The 21,307-nt window shown below is 68.9% G+C and carries 16 protein-coding genes; 6 read left to right on the top strand and 10 right to left on the bottom strand.

What is annotated here, in order from left to right; translation table 11 throughout:
• Nucleotides 1–93 precede the first annotated feature (93 nt).
• Nucleotides 94–1,665 (top strand): DEAD/DEAH box helicase, encoded by a 1,572-nt coding sequence (locus LXM88_RS17420; RefSeq protein WP_262535290.1) that lies wholly within the window; start codon nt 94–96, stop codon nt 1,663–1,665.
• Nucleotides 1,666–1,839: 174 nt separating this feature from the next.
• Here the strand turns inward: LXM88_RS17420 and gluQRS are convergent, their stop codons facing one another.
• Together gluQRS and LXM88_RS17410 are read right to left on the bottom strand one after the other, a co-directional pair.
• A complete protein-coding gene (gene gluQRS, locus LXM88_RS17415; RefSeq protein WP_262535288.1) occupies nt 1,840–2,733 on the bottom strand; it encodes a tRNA glutamyl-Q(34) synthetase GluQRS in 894 nt (297 codons plus the stop codon).
• A 19-nt stretch (nt 2,734–2,752) separates the two neighbouring features.
• Entirely contained in the window at nt 2,753–3,607 is an 855-nt protein-coding gene (locus LXM88_RS17410; RefSeq protein ID WP_262535287.1) for a sulfurtransferase, read from the bottom strand.
• A 216-nt stretch (nt 3,608–3,823) separates the two neighbouring features.
• On the opposite strand from LXM88_RS17410, the gene dnaE reads away from it, so the two are divergent.
• From dnaE to LXM88_RS17395, 3 genes are all read left to right on the top strand, one after another.
• Nucleotides 3,824–7,357: a DNA polymerase III subunit alpha gene (dnaE, locus tag LXM88_RS17405; RefSeq protein ID WP_262535286.1), complete on the top strand. Its 3,534-nt coding sequence runs from the start codon at nt 3,824–3,826 to the stop codon at nt 7,355–7,357.
• 270 nt (nt 7,358–7,627) lie between these two features.
• Nucleotides 7,628–8,716, top strand: coding sequence for a glycosyltransferase family 9 protein (locus tag LXM88_RS17400; protein WP_262535285.1), 1,089 nt, complete (start codon nt 7,628–7,630; stop codon nt 8,714–8,716).
• Nucleotides 8,717–8,902: 186 nt separating this feature from the next.
• Complete coding sequence (locus tag LXM88_RS17395; protein WP_262535283.1) at nt 8,903–10,081, top strand: glycosyltransferase family 9 protein; 1,179 nt, start codon at nt 8,903–8,905, stop codon at nt 10,079–10,081.
• Between the two features lie 153 nt (nt 10,082–10,234).
• Here LXM88_RS17395 and LXM88_RS17390 read toward each other — a convergent pair whose 3' ends face one another.
• From LXM88_RS17390 to LXM88_RS17380, 3 genes are all read right to left on the bottom strand, one after another.
• Nucleotides 10,235–11,515 carry an O-antigen ligase family protein gene (locus tag LXM88_RS17390; protein WP_262535282.1) on the bottom strand — a complete coding sequence of 427 codons (1,281 nt, stop codon included), beginning with the start codon at nt 11,513–11,515 and terminating at the stop codon, nt 10,235–10,237.
• 132 nt (nt 11,516–11,647) lie between these two features.
• Entirely contained in the window at nt 11,648–12,490 is an 843-nt protein-coding gene (locus LXM88_RS17385) for a glycosyltransferase family 2 protein (protein WP_262535281.1), read from the bottom strand.
• A gap of 131 nt (nt 12,491–12,621) precedes the next feature.
• Complete coding sequence (locus LXM88_RS17380) at nt 12,622–13,374, bottom strand: glycosyltransferase family 2 protein (protein ID WP_262535279.1); 753 nt, start codon at nt 13,372–13,374, stop codon at nt 12,622–12,624.
• 225 nt (nt 13,375–13,599) lie between these two features.
• Here LXM88_RS17380 and msbA point away from each other — a divergent pair, with 225 nt between their 5' ends.
• Together msbA and LXM88_RS17370 are read left to right on the top strand one after the other, a co-directional pair.
• The gene (gene msbA, locus LXM88_RS17375; protein WP_262542867.1) at nt 13,600–15,351 is read left to right on the top strand and encodes a lipid A export permease/ATP-binding protein MsbA; all 1,752 of its coding nucleotides are present in this window, start codon (nt 13,600–13,602) and stop codon (nt 15,349–15,351) included.
• 92 nt (nt 15,352–15,443) lie between these two features.
• A complete protein-coding gene (locus LXM88_RS17370) occupies nt 15,444–15,836 on the top strand; it encodes an RcnB family protein (protein ID WP_262535278.1) in 393 nt (130 codons plus the stop codon).
• A 48-nt stretch (nt 15,837–15,884) separates the two neighbouring features.
• Here the strand turns inward: LXM88_RS17370 and LXM88_RS17365 are convergent, their stop codons facing one another.
• The 5 genes from LXM88_RS17365 to LXM88_RS17345 all read right to left on the bottom strand — a co-directional run bounded on the left by LXM88_RS17365 (nt 15,885) and on the right by LXM88_RS17345 (nt 21,207).
• Nucleotides 15,885–16,451, bottom strand: a complete 567-nt coding sequence (locus LXM88_RS17365) for an FUSC family protein (RefSeq protein ID WP_262535276.1) — start codon at nt 16,449–16,451, stop codon at nt 15,885–15,887.
• Between the two features lie 41 nt (nt 16,452–16,492).
• A complete protein-coding gene (locus LXM88_RS17360; protein ID WP_262535275.1) occupies nt 16,493–17,761 on the bottom strand; it encodes an MFS transporter in 1,269 nt (422 codons plus the stop codon).
• Nucleotides 17,758–18,723, bottom strand: coding sequence for a PRC-barrel domain-containing protein (locus tag LXM88_RS17355; protein ID WP_262535273.1), 966 nt, complete (start codon nt 18,721–18,723; stop codon nt 17,758–17,760). Before LXM88_RS17355 ends, LXM88_RS17360 begins: the two co-directional genes overlap by 4 nt.
• A 424-nt stretch (nt 18,724–19,147) precedes the next feature.
• Complete coding sequence (locus tag LXM88_RS17350; RefSeq protein ID WP_262535271.1) at nt 19,148–20,392, bottom strand: collagen-like triple helix repeat-containing protein; 1,245 nt, start codon at nt 20,390–20,392, stop codon at nt 19,148–19,150.
• A 479-nt stretch (nt 20,393–20,871) separates the two neighbouring features.
• Nucleotides 20,872–21,207, bottom strand: coding sequence for a YggL family protein (locus tag LXM88_RS17345; RefSeq protein WP_034184839.1), 336 nt, complete (start codon nt 21,205–21,207; stop codon nt 20,872–20,874).
• Between the last annotated feature and the right edge of the window lie 100 nt (nt 21,208–21,307).

Here is a 21,307-nt window from a genome sequence, read left to right as displayed (position 1 = left end):
ACGGCCTGGTGTCCAGCGTTCGCATTGAACCGGTCCCAAGCGCCAGAGCGGCGCCGCGCGGCGCGCCGCGGCTCCGTCTATTTCCGAATTGTGATGAGCGCAGGCCCGGCTGGCCTGACGCACGATGTCCCCGCCGCGCCTTTTGAGCGAAACGCCACCATGTCCGATTCTGTCGCCAAGCCCGTCGACGCAACCTTCGACCAATTCGGCCTTGCCGCCGATATCCTGAAAGCCATTGCGGAGCAGGGGTATACGACGCCGACGCCGATCCAGGCGCAGGCCATTCCGGTCGTGCTCGCCGGCCGCGACGTCATGGGCGCCGCGCAAACGGGCACCGGCAAGACCGCGAGTTTCTCGCTGCCGATCATCCAGCGCCTGCTGCCGCAGGCGAACACGAGCGCGTCACCGGCGCGCCACCCCGTGCGTGCGCTGATCCTCACGCCGACCCGCGAACTCGCCGACCAGGTCGCCGCGAACGTGCATGCGTATGCGAAGCACACGCCGCTGCGCAGCGCGGTCGTGTTCGGCGGTGTCGACATGAACCCGCAGATGGCCGAACTGCGCCGCGGCGTCGAGATCCTGATCGCGACGCCGGGGCGCCTGCTCGATCACGTGCAGCAGAAGACCGCGAATCTCGGCCAGGTGCAGATCCTCGTGCTCGACGAAGCCGACCGGATGCTCGACATGGGCTTCCTGCCCGATCTGCAGCGCATCCTGAACCTGCTGCCGAAGGAACGCCAGACGCTGCTGTTCTCGGCCACCTTCTCGGCGGAAATCAAGAAGCTCGCATCGACCTACCTGCGCAACCCGCAGACGATCGAGGTCGCGCGCAGCAACTCGACGAACGCGAACGTCACGCAGATCGTCTACGACGTCGCCGAAGGCGACAAGCAGGCGGCCGTCGTGCAGTTGCTGCGCGATCGCGGGCTCAAGCAGGTGATCGTGTTCTGCAACAGCAAGATCGGCGCGAGCCGGCTCGCGCGCAATCTCGAGCGCGACGGCGTGGTCGCGTCGGCGATCCACGGCGACAAGACGCAGATCGAGCGGATGCAGGCGCTCGACGCATTCAAGCGCGGCGAGATCGAGGCGCTGGTCGCGACCGACGTGGCCGCGCGCGGCCTCGACATCGTCGAGCTGCCGGCCGTGATCAACTTCGACCTGCCGTTCAGCGCGGAAGACTATGTGCACCGGATCGGCCGGACGGGCCGTGCGGGCGCGACCGGCGACGCGCTGTCGCTGTGCAGCCCGAACGAGCGCAAGCAGCTTGCCGATATCGAGAAGCTGATCAAGCGTCCGCTCGAAGTGCAGACGCTCGCGCTCGACAAGCCGGCGCGCCCTCGTCACGACGAGCGTGGCAGCGAGCGCGGCGGTGACCGTGGTGGCGACCGCAACAGCGAACGCGGTGGTGAGCGCGGTGGCCGGCGCGAACGCGACGAGCATCGCGGTGCGTCGGGGCGCCGCTCGGCCGGTTCCGAGCGCAGCGGCCATCACCGTCGCCACGAAGCGCCGGTCGACGATTTCTTCCTGAAGCCGTATGAGCCGTCGGCGGCGGCGAAGCAGTCGGACGACGCGCAGCCTGCGCAGCAGCCCGAGAAGAAAGGGCCGAAGCGCCAGGTCGCCGCGCTGCTCGGCGGGTTCGGCATGCCGCGCAAGCCGTCGGCTTAAGCCGGGCGAACGTGGCGGGGCGGCGCGTGAGCGCTGCCGGACAAGCGGGTGCATGCGATGAGCATGTGCCCGTTTTTTATTGGGGCCGTAGTTAGGGGGCGGGGGTGGCGCGGGGCGCCGGCGAGCCATTCAATCTCGGCGCTCGATCGGCGCGAATCCGGCTCGCCGGGTGCTTTAGCCGGCCAGCGGCCCGAAGCGCCGCGCCCATGCAGCCGTCGCGGCCGCGTAGAACGCATCGAGCGTGGTGCCCGCGAGCATGCCATCGGGCGCGAGGCCCAGATGTGCGGCCGCGGCCTGCAGTGCCGGCAGCGGATCGTCGCGCTCGAGCGCGGTCGCGCCCGTCTGCTTGCTGAGCTTCTCGCCGTTCGCATCGACGACGACGGGCACGTGCAGATATCGCGGCGTCGGTACGCCGAGGCAGTGTTGCAGATGGATCTGGCGCGCGGTCGAATCGAGCAGGTCGGCGCCGCGCACGACGTGCGTGATGCGCGCATCGGCGTCATCGACGACGACCGCGAGCTGATAGGCCCATTGCCCGTCGGCGCGCTTCAACACGAAATCGCCGACTTCGGTCGCGAGGTTCTGCGATTGCGTGTGCTGCCAGCGGTCGTCGAACGTGACGATCGCGTCGTCGCCGTCCGGTACGCGCAGCCGCCATGCGCGCGCGGGCTTGCCGTGCAGGCCCGTGCGGCAGGTGCCCGGATACGCGAGCGTCGTATGGCGCTCGTGCGCGGCGCGCAGCGAGTCGGCGATTTCCTTGCGCGTGCAGCCGCACGGATAGACGCGCCCCGCTGCGACGAGCTGCTCGAGCGCGGCCGTGTACGCCGCATCGCGCGTGCTTTGCCAGACGGGCGGCTCGTCGGGCGTCATGCCGAAATGCGCGAGCGTCGCGAGGATGTCGTCGGCCGCGCCGGGTACCGTGCGCGGGCCGTCGAGGTCCTCGATGCGCACGAGCCATGTGCCGCCGTGCGCGCGCGCGTCGAGCCAGCTCGCGAGCGCGCCGACCAGCGAGCCGAAGTGCAGCGGCCCGGTGGGCGACGGTGCGAAGCGGCCGCGATAGCCGTTCATCGGGGCGCGGGCCGCGCGCTTACGCGGCGCTGGCTGCCTGCGCGCAGGCCGGGCACGACTTGCCGGCCACGTAGCTCGGCGACTGTTGCGCTTCCGGCGTGACGACCGCGCGGCACGCGAAGCACGTGACGTTCTCGGTAGGCTGGAGTTGCGGGTTCAGCGCGGTGCGGTAGTCGAACACGAAGCAGTCGCCGTGATAGTGCGCGCCGCCGACTTCCTCGAAATACTTCAGGATCCCGCCTTCGAGCTGGTACACGTTCTCGATGCCGATTTCCTTCATGTGGATCGCGGCCTTCTCGCAGCGGATGCCGCCCGTGCAGAACGACACGACCGTCTTGCCGTCGAGATCGGCGCGGTTCGCATCGATCACTTCCGGGAATTCGCTGAACTTGTCGATCCGGTAGTCGAGCGCGTCGTCGAACGTGCCGACGTCGACCTCGAACGCATTGCGCGTGTCGAGCATCACGATCGGGCGGCCCGCGTCGTCGTGGCCGCGGTCGAGCCATGCCTTCAGCGTGCGCGCGTCGACGAACGGCGCGCGGCCGAGCTCCGGCTTGATCGCGGGCTTCTTCATCGTGATGATCTCGCGCTTCAGGCGCACGAGCATGCGGCGGAACGGCTGCGAGTCGGACAGGCTTTCCTTGAACTGCAGCGTCGCGAACTTGCCTTCGAACAGCGGATCGTGGCGGATGTACGCGATGAACGCGTCGGCTGCTTCGCGCGTGCCGGCGATGAACAGGTTGATGCCTTCCGGCGCGAGCAGGATCGTGCCGCGCAGGCCGAGTTCGTTGCAGCGGGCGGTGACGAGCGGGCGCCATTGTTCGGTCGCGTCGAGCGACACGAAGTGGTAGGCGGCGAGGTTGACGATGGTCATGATGGTCCGACGGGAAAACGGCCGCACGGCGGCCCGCAAAAAAGGGTGCGAAGCCGTGGCGATGATTCGAAAACCCGTATTATCCCGCAAACCGCGCACGTGCCGGCATCCAGCCGTTTGGCATGCCGCGCGACGTGGCGTCGCGCGCATCGGCCGAACGGCCAGCGCGGGGATTTTTTGGGCAGCCTGCGCGGCGACGCGGCTACAATAGCGCCCATGTCAGATCCTCGCTTCGTCCATCTTCGCGTTCACTCCGAATTCTCGATTGCCGACGGCATCGTGCGTCTCGACGACATCGTCAAGGCGGCGGCCGCGGACGGTCAGGGCGCGCTCGCGCTCACCGATCTCGGCAATGCATTCGGCCTCGTTCGTTTCTACCAGGAAGCCCGCGGCAAGGGCATCAAGCCGATCGCCGGCTGCGACGTCTGGATCACCAATCCGGACGATCGCGACAAGCCGTCGCGGCTGCTGCTGCTGGTGAAGGACAAGGTCGGCTACCTGAATCTCTGCGAGCTGCTGTCGAAGGCATGGCTCACGAACCAGTATCGTGGCCGCGCGGAACTCGATGCGAGCTGGCTCGATGGCGAACTTTCGCAGGGGCTGCTCGCGCTGTCGGGCGCGCAGCAGGGCGATATCGGGCTCGCGCTCGCGGCCGGCAACGAAGAAGCGGCGCGCCGTCACGCCGAGCGCTGGGCGAAGGTGTTTCCGGGCGGCTTCTACATCGAGCTGCAGCGATACGGCCAGCCGGGCGCCGAGGCGTACATCCAGCAGGTTGCGACGCTCGCGGCGTCGCTGAAGCTGCCGGTCGTCGCGACGCACCCGACGCAGTTCATGACCGACGACGATTTCACCGCGCACGAGGCGCGCGTGTGCATTTCGGAAGGCGACATCCTCGCGAACCCGCGGCGCCAGAAACGCTTCACGACCGACCAGTATTTCCGCACGCAGGACGACATGGCCGCGCTGTTCGCCGACCTGCCGTCCGCGATTGCGAACACGGTCGAGATCGCAAAACGCTGCAACCTGAAGCTCGAGCTCGGCAAGCCGAAACTGCCGCTGTTCCCGACGCCGGACGGCATGTCGCTCGACGACTACCTGGTCCAGCTGTCGAAGGAAGGGCTCGAGACGCGGCTCCTGCAGTTGTATCCGGCCGAAGCCGAACGCGACGCGCAGCGCGACACGTACTACAAGCGACTTGAATTCGAGTGCGGGACCATCACGAAGATGGGCTTCCCGGGCTACTTCCTGATCGTCGCGGACTTCATCAACTGGGCGAAGAACAACGGCGTGCCGGTCGGCCCGGGCCGCGGCTCGGGCGCCGGTTCGCTGGTCGCGTACGCGCTCGGCATTACCGACCTCGACCCGCTGCGCTACAACCTGCTGTTCGAGCGCTTCCTGAACCCGGAACGCGTGTCGATGCCCGACTTCGACATCGACTTCTGCCAGCACGGCCGCGACCGCGTGATCCAGTACGTGAAGGAGAAGTACGGCGCGGACGCGGTGTCGCAGATCGCCACGTTCGGCACGATGGCCGCGAAGGCGGCCGTGCGCGACATCGGCCGCGTGCTCGACCTCGGCTACATGTTCACCGATGGCATCGCGAAGCTGATCCCGTTCAAGCCGGGCAAGCACGTGACGATCGCCGACGCGATGAAGGAAGAGCCGCAACTGCAGGAGCGCTACGACCACGAGGACGAAGTCCACCAGTTGCTCGATCTCGCGCAGCGCGTCGAAGGCCTCACGCGTAACGTCGGGATGCACGCGGGCGGCGTGCTGATCGCGCCCGGCAAGCTGACCGATTTCTGCCCGCTGTACACGCAGGGCGACGACGGCGGCGTCGTCAGCCAGTACGACAAGGACGACGTCGAAGCCGTCGGCCTCGTGAAGTTCGACTTTCTGGGCCTCACGACGCTGACGATCCTCGACTGGGCCGAGCGCTACATTCGCCGCCTCGATCCGTCGAAGGCCGACTGGTCGCTCGCGCAGGTGCCGCTCGACGATCCGGCTTCGTTCCAGATCCTGAAGAAGGCCAACACGGTCGCGGTGTTCCAGCTGGAAAGCCGCGGGATGCAGGGCATGCTGAAGGATGCGCAGCCCGACCGCTTCGAGGACATCATCGCGCTCGTGTCGTTGTACCGTCCGGGCCCGATGGACCTGATCCCGAGCTTCTGCGCACGGAAGCACGGCCGCGAGAAGGTCGACTATCCGGATCCGCGCGTCGAACCCGTCCTGAAAGAGACCTACGGCATCATGGTCTATCAGGAGCAGGTGATGCAGATGGCGCAGATCATCGGCGGCTACTCGCTCGGCGGCGCGGACTTGCTGCGTCGCGCGATGGGCAAGAAGAAGCCCGAGGAGATGGCCAAGCACCGCGAGATCTTCGCCGAGGGTGCGGCGAAGAACGGTCTCGCGCGCGAGAAGTCCGACGAGATCTTCGACCTGATGGAGAAGTTCGCGGGCTACGGCTTCAACAAGTCGCACGCGGCTGCCTATGCACTGCTCGCGTATTACACCGCGTGGCTGAAGGCGCATCATCCGGCCGAATTCATGGCGGCCAACATGACGCTCGCGATGGACGACACCGACAAGGTGAAGATCCTGTTCGACGACTGCGTCGTGAACAACCTCGCCGTGTTGCCGCCCGACATCAACCAGTCGCATTACCGGTTCGAGCCCGTCGCCGAAGCCGACGGCAAGCGTTCGCGCACGATCCGCTACGGCCTCGGCGCAGTGAAGGGCAGCGGCCAGAACGCGATCGAGGAAATCCTGCGCGCCCGCGAGGAAAAGGCGTTCACCGACCTGTTCGACTTCTGCGAGCGGATCGACCGGCGCGTCGTCAACCGCCGCACGGTCGAGGCGCTGATCCGCGCCGGCGCGTTCGATTCGCTGAATGCGAACCGCGCGCAGATGCTCGCGTCGGTGCCGCTCGCGATGGAAGCGGCCGACCAGGCCGAGGCGAACGCGATGCAGGCCGGCCTGTTCGACATGGGCGCCGAGTCGCCGCACGCGCATGCGCTCGTCGATGAACCGGCGTGGGACGACAAGCGTCGCCTGCAGGAAGAAAAGGGCGCGCTCGGCTTCTACCTGTCCGGCCACCTGTTCGACGCGTATCGCGACGAGGTGCGCCGTTTCGTACGGCAGAAGGTCGGCGACCTGAAGGAAGGGCGCGACAAGCTGGTCGCGGGCATCATCGCGTCGCTGCGTACGCAGATGACCCAGCGCGGCAAGATGCTGATCGCGCTGCTCGACGACGGTTCGGGCCAGTGCGAGATCACGATCTTCAACGAGCAGTTCGAGGCGAACAAGGCGCTGTTCAAGGAAGACGAACTGCTGATCGTGCAGGGGCAGGCGCGCAACGACGCATTCACGGGCGGTATCCGCTTCACGACCGATACCGTGATGGATCTCGAACGCGCACGCAGTCGTTACGCGCAGGCCGTGCGGCTGACGATGAACGGCAACGCCGATGCAGCCGCGCTGCGCCGCGTGCTCGAGCCGCACGTGTCGAAGGACGATCCGGCTGCCGCGCCCGCGGTCGAAGCGCCCGCGCCGCGCGGCGGCGGGCGTGACGGCGGCCGTCGCCCGCAGGCGCCGCTGCCGAACGGGCTCGCGGTCCAGATCCACTACAGCAACGCGCGGGCGCAAGGCGAAATGCGGCTCGGCGATGCATGGCGCGTGAAGCCGAGCGACATGCTGCTCGCGGAACTGCGTGCGGCGTTCGACGGCAGTGTTGTCGAAATTACCTACTGACCGGGTCCCGACCGGACGGCTGTCGCGATATGCGGCCCGTCGCATCGCCATCGTGCGGTGCGGCGGGCCGTTTTTGCATCTTCGGGGAGCCGGGTCTTGGGCCGGCCATCCGGACGCTATACAATCCGGCGCAAGCCGCGCTCGCACGCGCGTGCGCAAACGGGGGCGGATCCATGCGGCGAGCGGCAGCGCGCGAGCAGGCCGCCCTGGAACAGGATGCCGGGGCATCGGCCCGTCGCGACGAAAAAAACTGACAGTCACCACATGACCATGGCCAACAGGAACCCGACCGGGCGGATCCTCGTGATCCGGATTGATTTTCTGGGCGACATGCTGTGCACGACGGCGTTCCTCGGTGCGCTGAAGGAGCGCTGGCCCGGCGCGGAGCTGCATGTGGTCGCGAACCGCTACAACGCGGCCGCGCTGGCCGGCAACCCGGATGTGCACGCGATCCATACGTACGTGTACAGCCGTCAATGCGAACGCAACGACCGTCCCGGGCGGATGCGCGCAATCGTCGACCGGCTGCGGCTCGTGCGCCGCCTGCGTCGGCTGCGGTTCGACCTCGTGGTCGTGCCGAACGGCGGCATGCATCGCAGCAGCATGCAGTTCGCGCGCCAGCTCCGCGCGAAGGATTGCCGCTGGCACGATGCCGAGACCGAGTTCGACGATCGCAAGCCAGAACATGTCGCGCAGCGGCCGATGTGCCACGAGGCGCTGTCGGGGTTCCGGCTCGTGCCGGAACTCGGTCGCGCCGATCTCGACCGCCTCGAGCTGTCGGTTCATCCGGACCGCGCGCTGCAGGATGCGTGGTATCGCCTGCTCGGGGAGCGCACGAAGCCGCGCGTCGGACTGTTCGTGTCGAACAAGGCGGCCGAGCGCCGCTGGCCCGCGGACCGCTGGCGCGACCTCGGCGAGCGGCTCGCGCCGTTCGCCGACGTGATCGTGTTCCGCGATCCGGCCATCCGCAACAACGCCGAGGACGATGCGTGGCGCGACGTGAGCGCGCGCCATGTCGCGCCGTCGTCGGTTGCCGATCTGGTGGCCGCCGCGAGCCTGCTCGACGCAATCGTGTCGGCAGACAGCGCCCCCGTGCATCTCGCGTCGGCGCTCGGCGTGCCGGTCGCCGCGCTGTTCGAGGATCGTCCCGAGAAATACCTGCGCTGGCATCCGCTCGGCGTGCCGCACGTGATCCTGCGCGCCGGCGCGACCGTCGATGCGATTGACGTCGACGCGGTCGAGCGCGCCGTACGCCATCTGCTGCCGCAGGCCGGCCATGGCGACGCGCCGGTGGCCGATGCGGGACGCGCGCGGCCGGCTTCCGCTGCGACACCTGCGATCCCGACCATCACTTCGTAGCGCGGGACGCACCGCGCACGGTGCAAGCGCCGGCGCGCCGGCGCCTGCCGCACTGCGTCCCGCGGGCAGGGCCACATCAGGGCCCCGTCGGCGCGTCATGCACGGCCGGTTCGCCATGCCGCGCCGGCTGTTGCAAAATCCTGTACATTGCCAGCCTTGTTCAGCCAGCTAGACAGACCGATCGCCGTGGCCCTGTTTTCCTCCGCCCGTCCGCCCAGAACCATCCTCGTTGCCGCGCCGCGCCGTATCGGCGACGTGCTGCTGACGACGCCGCTCGTGCGTTCGCTGAAGGCCCGCTGGCCCGATGCGCAGATCGACATGCTGGTGTTTCGCGGCACCGAGGGCGTGCTCGAGCACAATCCGGACGTACGGCGCGTGATCGTCGTCGCGCAGCGCGCGGGATTGCGTGAGCGGCTGCGCGACGCGCTGTCGATGTGGCGTCGCTACGATCTCGCGTGCGCGGCGCTGAGCTCCGACCGGCCGCGCTTCTATAGCTGGTTCGCCGGCCGCAAGCGGGTCGGCCTCGTCGATCCGAACCGTGTCACGTGGCTTACGCGGATGATGCTGAACGGGATCGCGATCAATCACCACGAATCCGCGCATACGGTCGTCAGCACGCTCGCGCTCGCCCCCGTGATCGGCATCGAGCCGGTGTCCGAGGTCGTCGCGCCCGGCATCGGCGACGATCCCGCGCGGCGCGCACGCTTCGACGCATGGCTCGCGGAGTCGCCGGCGATCCGCGACGGCAAGCCGCTGGTCGTCCTGCATCCGTATCCGATGTTCCGTTACAAGCAATGGCGGCTCGACGGCTGGGTCGAGATGATCGGCTGGCTGCGCGAGCACGGCTTCGCGGTCGCGTTGTCGGGCGGTCCGGCCGATCGCGAGCGCGAGTATGCGGAGCAGGTCGCGGCCGAGGCAGGCGGCGACGTGCTGAACCTGGTCGGCCGCCTCACGTTCGGCGAAAGCGCGGAGCTGGTGCGGCGTGCGCGGCTCTTCATCGGGCCGGACACCGGCGCGACGCACGTCGCGGCCGCGACGGGCACCGACACGATCGCGCTGTTCGGCCCGTCCGACCCCGTGCGCTGGGGGCCGTGGCCGCAGCACTGGCCCGCGACCGAGAATCCGTGGCCGCTGCGCGGCTCGGGGCGGCACGGGAACGTGTGGCTGCTGCAGGGGGAGGGCGATTGCGTGCCGTGCCGGCACGAGGGCTGCGAGCGCAAGGTCGACAGCCGCAGCGATTGCCTGGCCAATCTCGGCGCGCAGCGCGTGAAAGCCGCGGCGGCCGAGATGCTCGGGCTGAATCCGCCGGGCCCGGCGGAGGCCATCGTCGACACGTCGCGACTGCATCGCGCCGGATCGGACTGACGACCGACGCGCGGAAGACGCGCGTTTTTTCTTCGCTTTTCGGGGGGCTTGTTTCTCGACGAGCCGCGCTGACGGCGCGCAGCCCGCTCGCTTTGACGGCGGGCCGCCGCTGTCGCCTGAGCCGGCCGGCAGCGGGGCCTGCGCCGTCGTGCGTTACGCGCTGCGCCGGATCGCCGACGTCTCGCGCGGCAGCGCCTCGCTGCGCGCGCCGCAACCGAGCAGGATGCCGGCCAGCAGCACGATCAGGTGCCCTTCCGCGAAGTCGAGCAGCAGCGAATTCGCGAGGCTGCCGATCGTGAAGATCGCGAGCCATGCGAGCAGCAAGTGCCGCGAGCGCGGATCGAGCGTGCGGCTGCCGCGCGCGATCTGCACGATCAGGTTGATGAACAGCAGCACGCCGAGCGAGCCGAGCTGCACGGCCATCAGCAGGTATTCATTGTGCGGGTTCGACGTGAGCTGGCCCTCGGCGGCCGTCTTGCCGGCCGTGAGCTTCTCGAATTCGGATTCGAGGCCGCCCGCGCCGTAGCCGATCACCGGGCGCTGGCGATACAGCTCGAGCCCCTTCTTGTACCACTCGAGGCGCAGCCCGGTCGACGTGGCCGCATCGCTCTGCCGGTATTCCTGCACTTCCGACACGACCTTCACGAGCCGGCCGTTGTGAACCGTGCACGCGGCGACGACGAGCGCGACACCGGCCAGCACGAGCACGCCGGCGGCGAGCCCCGCGCGCAGTGCCGATTGCCGGCGCAGCAGCAGCACGAAACGCACGGCGACGACGAGGATCAGCAGCAGCGCGATGACCTGCCCCGTGCGTCCCTGCAGCATCACGAACACGTTGACGAGCGACCACGCGGCAACACCCGCATAGGCGGCGCGCCACAGCGTCGTGCGAGCCGCCAGGGCCAGATCGGCCGCCTGGTAGAACAGCAGCGCGCCGAACATGCCGGCGGCGATGTGGTTCTTGAACACCCACGCGCGCGACAGCGGCAGTTGGGTGGCGTGCGCGGGCCCGATCGCGGTCAGCCCGAGATAGTTGGTCGTCGACAGCAGCAGGATCACGCACAGCGTGCCGAACCAGCAGCGCCGCACGATCGGCGCCCAGTTCGAATGACGGAACGCGAGCACGGCGAAGGGCAGCAGCAGCAGCTTGTCGTACTTGCCAACCCAGTTCCACGCCTTGTTGTGCGGTGCGACCGTATACGTGACGCTGGCGGCCAGCGCGGCGAGGACCAGCAGCGCCGCGAGCGAAGCCGGGTCGGTAACGAACGAGCGAAGGTCGCGCCAGAATTCGGGGGAGATCACGAGCGCGACGGCGAACAGCCCGCAGAAGACGTTGGTCAGCGCGGTCGAGACCGGCACCATGCAGAGCGCGGCGACGGCGAATGCGCGGGCGGCGGTCAGGCGCCGCGTGGCGGGAGCGGAAAACGAAAGCATCGGAACCTGTCGAATGGACGAATGCGGCTTGCGGACATCATGCTCGCGCCGCGCGTCCCGGCGGGAGCTTCGGGACGAACGGCGCAGTATACGCGAAGCAGGGCAGGTTTCCGTGCCGTTTTAGGGGCTCGATCAGCTGAACGCGCGCTTGATCCGCGAACGCAGCAGCGCGCGCTTCAGGCGCCCGGCGACTGCCGGCGTGTCGAGCGCGATGCGCGTGCCGGCCGGCTCGCCGCGATGCAGGTAGTAGCGGTCGAACGTGGCCTGGGTCATGCCCCATTTGTTGAGGAACTGGCGGCGGCCGTCGTTCTTGACGATCTTGCCCGTGCTCTTCTGCTGGAAGTGGTAGACGAGGCTGTCGCCGACGCCGAGGAAGATCCGGCAGCCGGCGTCCCAGAATTTCATCGAGAAGTCGTTGTCGCTGCTCATGCCGGGCGACAGCTCGCTGCTGTAGCCGCCGATGCGGTTCCACCAGTCGCGGTGCACGAGCGTCGGCGGCCAGGTCGAGCCGAGCCAGTCCGCGCGCGCGAGACGCGGGCTCGCTTCGACGAGACCCGCCGCGTCGAAATGCTCGGCGTCGCGGCCGAAATTGCTGACGACGACACACGGGTTGCGCGTGTCGACCGGCTCGACCATCGTGCCCGACAGCATGAAGAGGTCGGTCGGCATCTGTTCGATGCGGCGCACGAGCGCCGTGTCCCAGCCGGGGCAGCAGAACATGTCGTCGTTCATGTAGACGACGTAGTCGCGCGTCGCACGCGCGGCGGCCAGGTTCACCGCATGGCAGATGCCGATGTTGGTCGGCGACGCGGTGTGCTCGATCCCTTCGCTGCGCACCCAGTCGAGCGTGCCGTCCGAACCGTCGTTCACGTGCACGATGATCTGGTGGTCGTACGCGGAGTGGCGGCGCAAGCTGTCGACGACGAGCTTGAGGTACGGCAGGTTGTTCCAGGTCGGGATGATGATGGAGAACATGGCGGTCGGATTCGGTGGTCGTCGTGGCGGGCGGTGCGAAGTGCAGCCGCTGGGGCGGGCACGCGCGGCGCGGGCAGCCCGGCATTGTAACGCCGGGCCGGCCGCGTGCCGGCGGCGTGGGGGGCGGGCGCTCAGCGCGCCGGTTCGTGGCCGAGCTTCAGGAAGCGGTAGTACACGGTTTCCGCGTTGAACACGGCGATCATGAAGCCCGCGCGGCCGTCGAGGAACCCGCGCCGCAGCACGTAGGTGCGCACGAACGCCCAGGCGCCGCGCGCGAGCGCCTTGCCGAAGCCGCCGCGCTGGCCGGCCGCGCGGCGCTGGCGCGCGCCGGCCGTCGAATACGCGTCGAGCTTGCGCACGACGGTTTCGAAGTCTTCGTACGAGTAGTGCATCAGCTTGCCGGGCAGGCGCTGCGCGGCGCTATCGAACACGAGACGCTCGTGCACGAGATCGTCCGAGAAGCGCGCGGTGCCGCGCCGGAACAGGCGCGGCACCCAGTCCGGATACCAGCCGCTGTGATGGATCCACTGGCCGCAGAAGCTCGACAGCCGGTCGAGCGCATAGACCTGCGCGGCCGGCGCGCGGATCGCGTCGCGGATCGACTGCGCGAGTTCCGGGCTGACGATCTCGTCGGTGTCGAGCGACAGGATCCAGTCGGTGCCGAGCGCGTCGAGCGCGCGGTTCTTCTGCGGGCCGAAGCCCGGCCAGTCGCGCTCGACGATCACACGCGCGCCGTGCGCCTGCGCGATCGCGACCGTATCGTCGGTGCTGCCGCCGTCGATGACGACGACATCGTCGGCGAACGACAGCGCCGCGAGGCACTGGGCGAGCCGCGCGGACGCGTTGAGGGCGATGAGGGCGACGCCGAGGGAGGGTTCAGCCATGAAATCGTCGGAAAGGCGGTGAAAACGGTGAGCGGCAGTATACCCGCGGCCCGGCCGCCGGCCCTATCGGCCATGACCGTGCCGGCGGGGGCGGTGCGGCTATAATGTTGAGCCCTTTTCGGCACCCGCCCGACAGGGGCGAAATCCCGGGCGGCCACGCGCCGGGCGCCGCATCGCGGCTCAAGAAGGATTGCCTTGGAAACCCAGAACACTCTTCGCAAACCGATGGACGGCAGCGGCACCTCGCCGGTCACGGTCCTCAAGCGCCTGTGGCCGTACATCCGGCCGCACGTCGGCATCGTGGTGCTCGCCGTGATGACGATGGGCGTCGTCGCGGCCACCGAAGCCGGCATTCCGGCGCTGCTCAAGCCGCTGCTCGACCACGGTTTCGGCGTGCACGGCAGCGACAGCGCGAAATGGTACGTGCCGATCGCGGTGATCGGCCTCGCGCTCGTGCGCGGCGTATCGCAGTACGCATCGAGTTACCTGCTCAACTACGTATCGAACCGCATCCTGCTGCAACTGCGGCTCGAGATGTTCCAGCGGATGCTCCACACGAGCGCGTCGTTCTTCCAGCGCGAAACCGCGAGCACGGTGATCAACGCGATCGTGTTCGAGGTCAACCAGATCCTGGCGGTGCTGACGAGCGTGATGGTCACGCTCGTGCGCGATTCGCTGACGGTGATCTTCCTGCTCGGCTACCTGTTCTACCTGAACTGGCGGCTCACGCTGATCGTCGCGGTGATCCTGCCCGGCATCGGCTGGCTCGTCAGCAAGATCAACCGCCGCCTGCGCCGCCTGAACCGCGAGCACCAGACGCTGACCAACGAGCTGTCGTACATCGTCGAGGAGACGGTCGGCGGCTACAAGGTCGTCAAGGTGCACAACGGCGAAGCGTACGAGATGGACCGCTTCACCGCGATGAGCAAGCGCCTGCGCGGCTATGCGATGCGGATGACGATCTCGGGCGGTCTCGCCCAGCCGCTCACGCAGTTCCTGGCGTCGATCGCGCTCGCGGTCGTGATCACGATCGCGGTCGTGCAGTCGACCAACGACCAGACGACGGTCGGCGGTTTCGTCGCGTTCGTCACGTCGATGCTGCTGGTGATCTCGCCGCTCAAGCACCTGATCGACGTCAACCAGCCGCTGCAGCGCGGGATGACGGCCGCCGAGCTGATCTTCGGGCTGATCGACGAGCCGGCAGAGCCGCAGGGCGGCGGGCGGCCGCTGTCGCAGGCGCGCGGCGAAATCGAGTTCCGCAACGTGTCGTTCGACTATGGCGCGGCCGAGCGGCCGACGCTCGACCGCATCTCGTTCAAGGTCGCGCCGGGCGAGATGATCGCGCTCGCGGGCCCGTCCGGCAGCGGCAAGACGACGCTCGTGAACCTGCTGCCGCGCTTCTTCGACCCGACGGACGGCGCGATCCTGGTCGACGGCGTGCCGGTTTCCGACTACGACCTCCACGCGCTGCGCGGGCAGATGGCGATGGTCAGCCAGGACGTCGTGCTGTTCAACGACACGATCGCCGCGAACGTCGCGTACGGGCAGACGCCCGATCGCGCACGCGTGCAGGCCGCGCTCGAGGCCGCGAACCTCGCCGATGCGGTCGCCGCGATGCCCGACGGGCTCGACACGCTCGTCGGCGGCAACGGGATGCGGCTGTCCGGCGGCCAGCGTCAGCGGCTCGCGATCGCGCGCGCGATCTACAAGGACGCGCCGATCCTGATCCTCGACGAAGCGACGTCGGCGCTCGATTCGGAATCGGAGCGCCACGTGCAGGCCGCGCTCGAACGGCTGATGGAAGGGCGTACGACGCTCGTGATCGCACACCGGTTGTCGACGATCGAGCGCGCGGACCGCATCCTCGTGCTCGAGGCCGGCAAGATCGTCGAAGAGGGCAGCCACGACGAACTGCTGCGCCACGGCGGCCTCTACGCGCACCTGCACCGGATCCAGTACCAGCAGCAGGCGGCTTGACGCGCGTTCCGTTCGCGTCAAACCGGTGTGCTAGTCTTCATCGGGCAGGCACGGTCATTTCGTACGACGTGACGATATGGAGGGAAGGCACGATGAAGACGATGCACGGCATGGTGCTGTCCGCGCTGATCGCGGCAGGTTGCGCCGCGACGGCGGCGATCGCGCAGGATCACGGCAACTACGACAAGCACGATAACGACGATGGTCCCGGCATGCATCGCGGCCACGGCCCGAAACACATGCCGCCCGGCCAGGCGATGCACCGCGAGGACGACGTGCCGCCGCGCTGGGCCGACCAGCCGCGCCGCGACTGGCACAAGGGCGACCGGTTGCCCGACGAATTCCGCGACCGCCAGTACGTGATCGACGACTGGCGCGGCTACCGCCTGAGCCCGCCGCCGCGTGGCTATCAGTGGGTCGGCGTGGGCGGCGATCACCTGCTCGTGCAGATCGGCTCGGGCATCGTGCTGCAGATCGGCCCGTAACGTTTCCCGCCTTTTATCCGGTTGCCGGGCGTACACCCGGCAACCGCGTCATTTTGCCGCCGCGCGGCGGAACCAGCGCCGCTCGATTCTCGACATCCCCCAGCACACGCCCAGCGCGCACACGGTGCCGAGCGTCACCTCGCCGAGCCGCATCAGCGGAATGTCCCACAGCGGGCCGTTGCCCGGGAACAGCAGCACGATCGTCGCGGTCACGCCGCCGAGCCGTGCCGCGCTGCCGACGTTCAGGCACCAGCAGCAGACGATCGTCAACGCGACCGCGAGCGCATAGGCGACGAGACGATCGCCGCCGAGCGCGGCGCCCGCGAAGCCGAGCACGCCGCCGATCATCGCGCCGATGAACTGGTCGCGGGACAGCGACATCGTGTCCGAGTAGTTGTGCTGCGTGACGGCGATCGCGGTGACCGCCGCCCACACGGCCTGCTCGGTATGCAGCGCCCGCCCGATCGTGTAAGCGAGGCACGCGCCGCAGACGGCCTGGATGGCCATCAGCACGCCTTGCACGAAACGCTCGCCGAAGGTCAGCCCCTTGAACAGATCGAAGATCGACTGCTGGATCTGCTGGCGGGCTTCGTTGAGTGTCCTGATCGTATCCATCGTGAGTCGGCCAAGAAGCGGGTAACGGCGGCGCGCTGCTGTCAGTGCGCCTGTTTGGGCGATGCGGCGGCCGGCTCGTCGGCCGCTGCGTCGCCGTTATCGACGCGCGTTTCGGGCATCACGAGCCAGACCAGCAGCACCGCGAGCGCACCCGCGCCCGCGAGTCCGAAGAAGCTGACCGCGTTGCCGAAGTGGTCGGCGACGTAGCCGGCCGCGGCCGTGCTGAGCGTCGCGCCGATCCCGGCCGCGAGCCCGAACAGCCCGATGCACAGGTTATAGCGGCCCTTGCCGCCCGCGACGTCGGCCGCGATCAGCGGCAGCATCACGCCGAATACGGCCGCGCTGATGCCGTCGAGCATCTGTACGGGCACGAGCAGGTACGGGCTGCTCACGCCGGCGAACAGCAGCGCGCGCACCGGCAGCGCGGAGAAGCCGAGCAGCAGGATCGGCCGGCGCCCCCAGCGTTGCGCGGAGCGGCCGACCCACGGCGACAGCATCGCGACGATCGCCTGCGGCACGATGATGCACGCGGCGATCACGAGCTGCACGTTCTCGCCCATCCCGGCCGTGACTTCGCCGGCCGCGAGGTTGAGCATCGCCGCGTTCGACAGGTGGAACAGCACGACGCACGCCGCGAAGATCAGCATCCGGCGGTCGCGCAGCAGTTCGAGCAGCGTTTCGCGTTCGCCGGCTTCGTCGTGAGCGCCGTGGTCGTCGGGCTTCGACGACTGCGGGATCACCTCGTGCGTCGGCTGGATCATCGCGAGCGCGAACAGCGCGGGCAGCGCCAGCACCGCGGTCAGCCAGAACACCGCGCGCGCGGAGAAGTATTCGCCGGTGAGCCCCATCAGGCCCGCTGCGACCGCGCTGCCGATCGATGCCCAGCGCGCGTTGCGGCCGAGCCGGTCGCCGAGGTCGGCGCGGCCGACGAGCGAGAACGAGATCGCGGCCATCGCCGGCACGAGCATGCAGCTCGCGAAACCGTGGAACACCTCGGCGGCGATCACCGGCACGATCGTCGGGCTCGACGCGAGCAGCACCGCGGACAGGATGATGGCCGCGATCGCCCACGCGGCCGCGCCCTTCTTGTTCTTCAGCGCATCGACGGCCGCGCCGCCCGGCACCTGGCTGACCATCGCGCTGATCGTGCCGATCGACAGCACCATGCCGATCTCGCCCTGCGTCCACTTGTGCGACGCGAGGTAGGACGCGATGAACGGACCGAACCCTGTTTGAACGTTTGCAACGAAGAAGTTGAGCCAGTCGAGGGACCGGAGACTGCGTACGCTGACGGAATGCTTGATCGTCATCGGGTGGCACTCGCAGACGAAGCCGGCATCGGGGCGGCAGGGGGCGGCGAGACCGCGACGATCGGCTTGTCGGCCGCGTAGGGCGGCGACGCCTTGATTTGCGCGTCGTTCAGGTCGAGTTGCGGATGCAGCGCCTTGTCGCGCGTGACGAAGCGCAGCGCGGCCCAGTTCGCGGCGATCGAGCGGCGATCGGTATTGACGAGCCCGCCGAGGTCGAGCACGACGGCCTGCGGTTGCGCGGCGCGGTCGATCAGCACGTCGACGATGCGGCCGATCTTCGTGCCGTTCGGGCGCTCGACATCGCTGTCGAGCATCGGCAGCCGCGTCGCGGGCGATGCCGCCGCGGAGCCCGACAGCGGCACGGCCTTCGGGCGCGCGGCGGGCGGCAGGTCGCCCGACGGCACGTCGAGCACGATCGGCTCCTGTTTGCCGCCCGGCGTAAAGCGGAATACGTTCCACGGGAAGACGACCTTGCGGTCGCCAACGCCCATGAAGCCCTGCAGGTTGACGATCATCTCGCGCGGCTTGCCGCTCGCGTCGGTGACCATGTCGACCGCGCGGCCGATCACCTTGCCGTTGCGGCGCGCGACTTCGCTGTCGAGCAGCGCATGGATCTGGGTGCGGTCGAGCGCACGCGTCGCGACGAGCGGCGCAGGCGGCGGGGGCGGCGGCGTAGGCGTTTCCGGGCGCTGCACGGGCTTCGGGCGCGTCACCTCGCGATGCGGCTTCTTCGGCGCTTCCGGTTCTTCCGGCTGTGTCGGCGCCGGCACGGGCGGCATCGTCAGCGGCTCGCCGGCGGTTTCCTCGACGGGCTCGACGAGCGCTTCGCTGATCGGCGCGGGCGGATTCTGGACCGGCAGCAGCCCGCAGCCGGACAGCAGCACGGCGGCGGCGAGAATCGGGAAGACCGTCGACGACGGAAACGACTTGCGGGATGCGGGAAACGGGAGTCCGCCGCTCATTGACACTCACTCCATGGGTCGGGGGCGGCCCGAGGGCACGCGGCTGGCGATGGATGGCGGGTGCGGGCGGCGCACCACGCGAGGTGAGAGTTTAACGTGTCTTGCTTTCAGGACCGATTTCGATGGCCGATTGGAGGCGGACTGTCGGGAAAAGGAAGGGATCGGAGGCGGGGCGGGGGATGCCGAAAGACGGTTGACGATGCGGCCGGGGCCGAGGCAGGGGCTGCGGCTGCGGCTTCGACTTCGACTTCGACTTCGACTTCGACTTCGACTTCGACTTCGACTTCGACTTCGACTTCGACTTCGACTTCGGCATCGGCATCGGCATCGGCATCGGCATCGGCATCGGCATCGGCTTCGGCTTCGGCTTTGGCTTCGGCGCCCGACCGTCGACGACGATGCGGGCGCCGCGCGTGCCGACTGCTTATTTGACCAGCGCGCCGAGCGTCGTCGTCACGGGCGCGAGCACGCCGCCGCCCGTCTTCGAGATCGCGCCGGTGCCGGTGCTGCCCGTCAGTCCCGCGACGGGCGCGCCGCCGGCCGCGCCCGACACCGCTCCCGTCACGGTGCCGACCGCCGACGTGAGCGCGCCTGCCGGGTTGCTGCCGCCCGCCGCGGCACCGAGCGCGCCCGTCGACAGGAGCCCCGTGACCGGCGCGAGCGGATTCGTCGCGGCGCCGCCACCGCCGAGCAGCGTCGTGCCCGCGGTCGCTACCGTGTTGCCGGTCGCCGTCACGACGTTGCCGACGCCGGTCGTCACCGGATTGCCGCCGGTTTTCGCGATCGTCGTGCCGGCGTTCGCGACGCCGTTGCCGATCGTCGTCACGAGGTTCGTGAGCGGCGCGCCGAGCGGCGTGCTCGACGCGACGGTCTGCGTGACCGACCCGACCGTCGACGTGATCGGCGTGATCGCCGAGCTGGCTGCGCCCGTGACCTGCGCGACGGGGCCGCTCGACAGCTGCGTGCCGAGCGTCGCGCCGCCGCCCGCGATCGTATTGCCGAGCATCGTGATCGCGCCGCCGACGGGCGACGTGACGGGCGCGAGTGGTGCCAGCGCCGACCCGCTTGCGCCGAGACTCGACACGACGCCGCCCGTCGCGGCGACCGCGTTGCCGAGGTTCGTGACCACGCCGCCCGTGCTCGCGACCGTCGTGCCGACCGGATTCGACGACGCGCCGAGCTGGCCGAGCCCGGACCCGACGCCGTTGCCGAGCGTCGTGACGGCCGCGCCGGCGTCCTGCACGACGGTGCCGAGCCCTTGCGTGGTCGCCGCGTTCGTGCCCGGCAGCGACTGGCCGGCGATCACCGTGCCGACGCCCGACACGGCGCCGCCCGCGGCCGTCACGATATTGCTCGACGAGTCGATCGTCTGGCCGAGCGCATTGGCCGAGGTGCCGGTGCCTGAGGTGCCGCCGGTGCCCGTGGTGCCCGTGGTGCCACCGGAGCCGCTGCCCGTGCTGCCGACGGTCGAGCCGGTCCCCGACCCGCTGCCGGAGCCGTTGCCGGAGCCGCCGGTCGTGGCCGCGGTATTGCCCGAACCCGATCCGCCGCCGGTGCCCTGGCTCAGCGAGCCGGAGCCGCCGCACGCGGACAGCGACATCAGCGCCGCAACGCCCGCCGCGATCATGATCATTCGGAGTCCTGCTTGATGGGTGTTCGGCGTATTCATGTCGTCCTCGTATCGATAGAAGGGTTGGGTCAGGCGGCCTTCGCGTGCGCCGACGTGTCGTCGCTACGATGGGGAAGCGGCTGGCGCATCGTTGGTTGTCTCCCTGATTGACCTGTCGCCGTGTCGCGTTTTTGCCTGTACCGGAAGCCGGAACACCTGTCGGGCGGGCGGTTTGCATTCTTTCGTATTGCTTGCCGATCGCGCCGGAAAACACCGGATTCCTGGCGATCAGAGTAGGTCCGCCAGCGTGAGACGTCCTTTAACGATCGTTAAATTGAAGTAAGCGTCCGATTCACTGCGGGAATCGGGGTAATCACGGTCGACGCGGCGCGAATCGTGTGAGTCGGTGCCGGTCGCGCCGGTGTCGGGCGACGGGGAAGGGGGAGCGGAAGAGTGTGCGGTGCACGCAGGCGCCGGCCCGGCCCGCCGTCGTGGCGGGCCGGCGCGGGCGCTGCCCGACGCAGGGAGATACCGGGAAGTCAGGCGTCCGGATACCACGCATCGGTGAATTCGCTGACCTTGACGTCGGTCAGTTCCGGCCGTGCGGCCAGCCAGCCGCGCACGATCTCGCGATCGGCGTCGGTCGTCGTGCCGCGCGGCGCGCCCGAAATCACGTAGGCGCCGATGCCTTCGTCCGCGGATGCGACCGTCAGCAGCCCGTTCGCTTCGACGAAGTCGATGAATGCGTCGATCAGTTCGCCGCGTTCGAGGTCGGTCATCTCGTTGCGGTAGTGCGCGGTCGCGTTGAACGCGAGTTCCTGGAATTCGCCGATGTGGAGTTTCTTGCGCTGGCGGCGGTTGTGGCCTTGGCTCATGGTGTGTGGTGAATACGAAAAGGGTAAGTGAAAGGGCGGCGGCGGGCGCTGGCGCGGGATGCGCGAGCGGCCCGGGCGCCGCGTCGAAGCGCCGCGCGGC

Source organism: Burkholderia sp. S-53, assembly GCF_025560745.1.
Taxonomy (GTDB): domain Bacteria; phylum Pseudomonadota; class Gammaproteobacteria; order Burkholderiales; family Burkholderiaceae; genus Burkholderia; species Burkholderia pyrrocinia.
Note: the sequence above shows the minus strand (reverse complement) of the source record. Positions and strands in the feature narration are given on the sequence as shown.

Bases quoted from the DNA above. Each gene is read 5' to 3' on its own strand.
- LXM88_RS17420 (WP_262535290.1), top strand. From the start codon at position 94: ATGAGCGCAGGCCCGGCTGGCCTGACGCACGATGTCCCCGCCGCGCCT.
- gluQRS (WP_262535288.1), bottom strand. From the start codon at position 2,733: ATGAACGGCTATCGCGGCCGCTTCGCACCGTCGCCCACCGGGCCGCTG.
- LXM88_RS17410 (WP_262535287.1), bottom strand. From the start codon at position 3,607: ATGACCATCGTCAACCTCGCCGCCTACCACTTCGTGTCGCTCGACGCG.
- dnaE (WP_262535286.1), top strand. From the start codon at position 3,824: ATGTCAGATCCTCGCTTCGTCCATCTTCGCGTTCACTCCGAATTCTCG.
- LXM88_RS17400 (WP_262535285.1), top strand. From the start codon at position 7,628: ATGGCCAACAGGAACCCGACCGGGCGGATCCTCGTGATCCGGATTGAT.
- LXM88_RS17390 (WP_262535282.1), bottom strand. From the start codon at position 11,515: ATGCTTTCGTTTTCCGCTCCCGCCACGCGGCGCCTGACCGCCGCCCGC.
- LXM88_RS17385 (WP_262535281.1), bottom strand. From the start codon at position 12,490: ATGTTCTCCATCATCATCCCGACCTGGAACAACCTGCCGTACCTCAAG.
- LXM88_RS17380 (WP_262535279.1), bottom strand. From the start codon at position 13,374: ATGGCTGAACCCTCCCTCGGCGTCGCCCTCATCGCCCTCAACGCGTCC.
- msbA (WP_262542867.1), top strand. From the start codon at position 13,600: ATGGACGGCAGCGGCACCTCGCCGGTCACGGTCCTCAAGCGCCTGTGG.
- LXM88_RS17370 (WP_262535278.1), top strand. From the start codon at position 15,444: ATGAAGACGATGCACGGCATGGTGCTGTCCGCGCTGATCGCGGCAGGT.
- LXM88_RS17365 (WP_262535276.1), bottom strand. From the start codon at position 16,451: ATGGATACGATCAGGACACTCAACGAAGCCCGCCAGCAGATCCAGCAG.
- LXM88_RS17360 (WP_262535275.1), bottom strand. From the start codon at position 17,761: ATGACGATCAAGCATTCCGTCAGCGTACGCAGTCTCCGGTCCCTCGAC.
- LXM88_RS17355 (WP_262535273.1), bottom strand. From the start codon at position 18,723: ATGAGCGGCGGACTCCCGTTTCCCGCATCCCGCAAGTCGTTTCCGTCG.
- LXM88_RS17350 (WP_262535271.1), bottom strand. From the start codon at position 20,392: ATGAATACGCCGAACACCCATCAAGCAGGACTCCGAATGATCATGATC.
- LXM88_RS17345 (WP_034184839.1), bottom strand. From the start codon at position 21,207: ATGAGCCAAGGCCACAACCGCCGCCAGCGCAAGAAACTCCACATCGGC.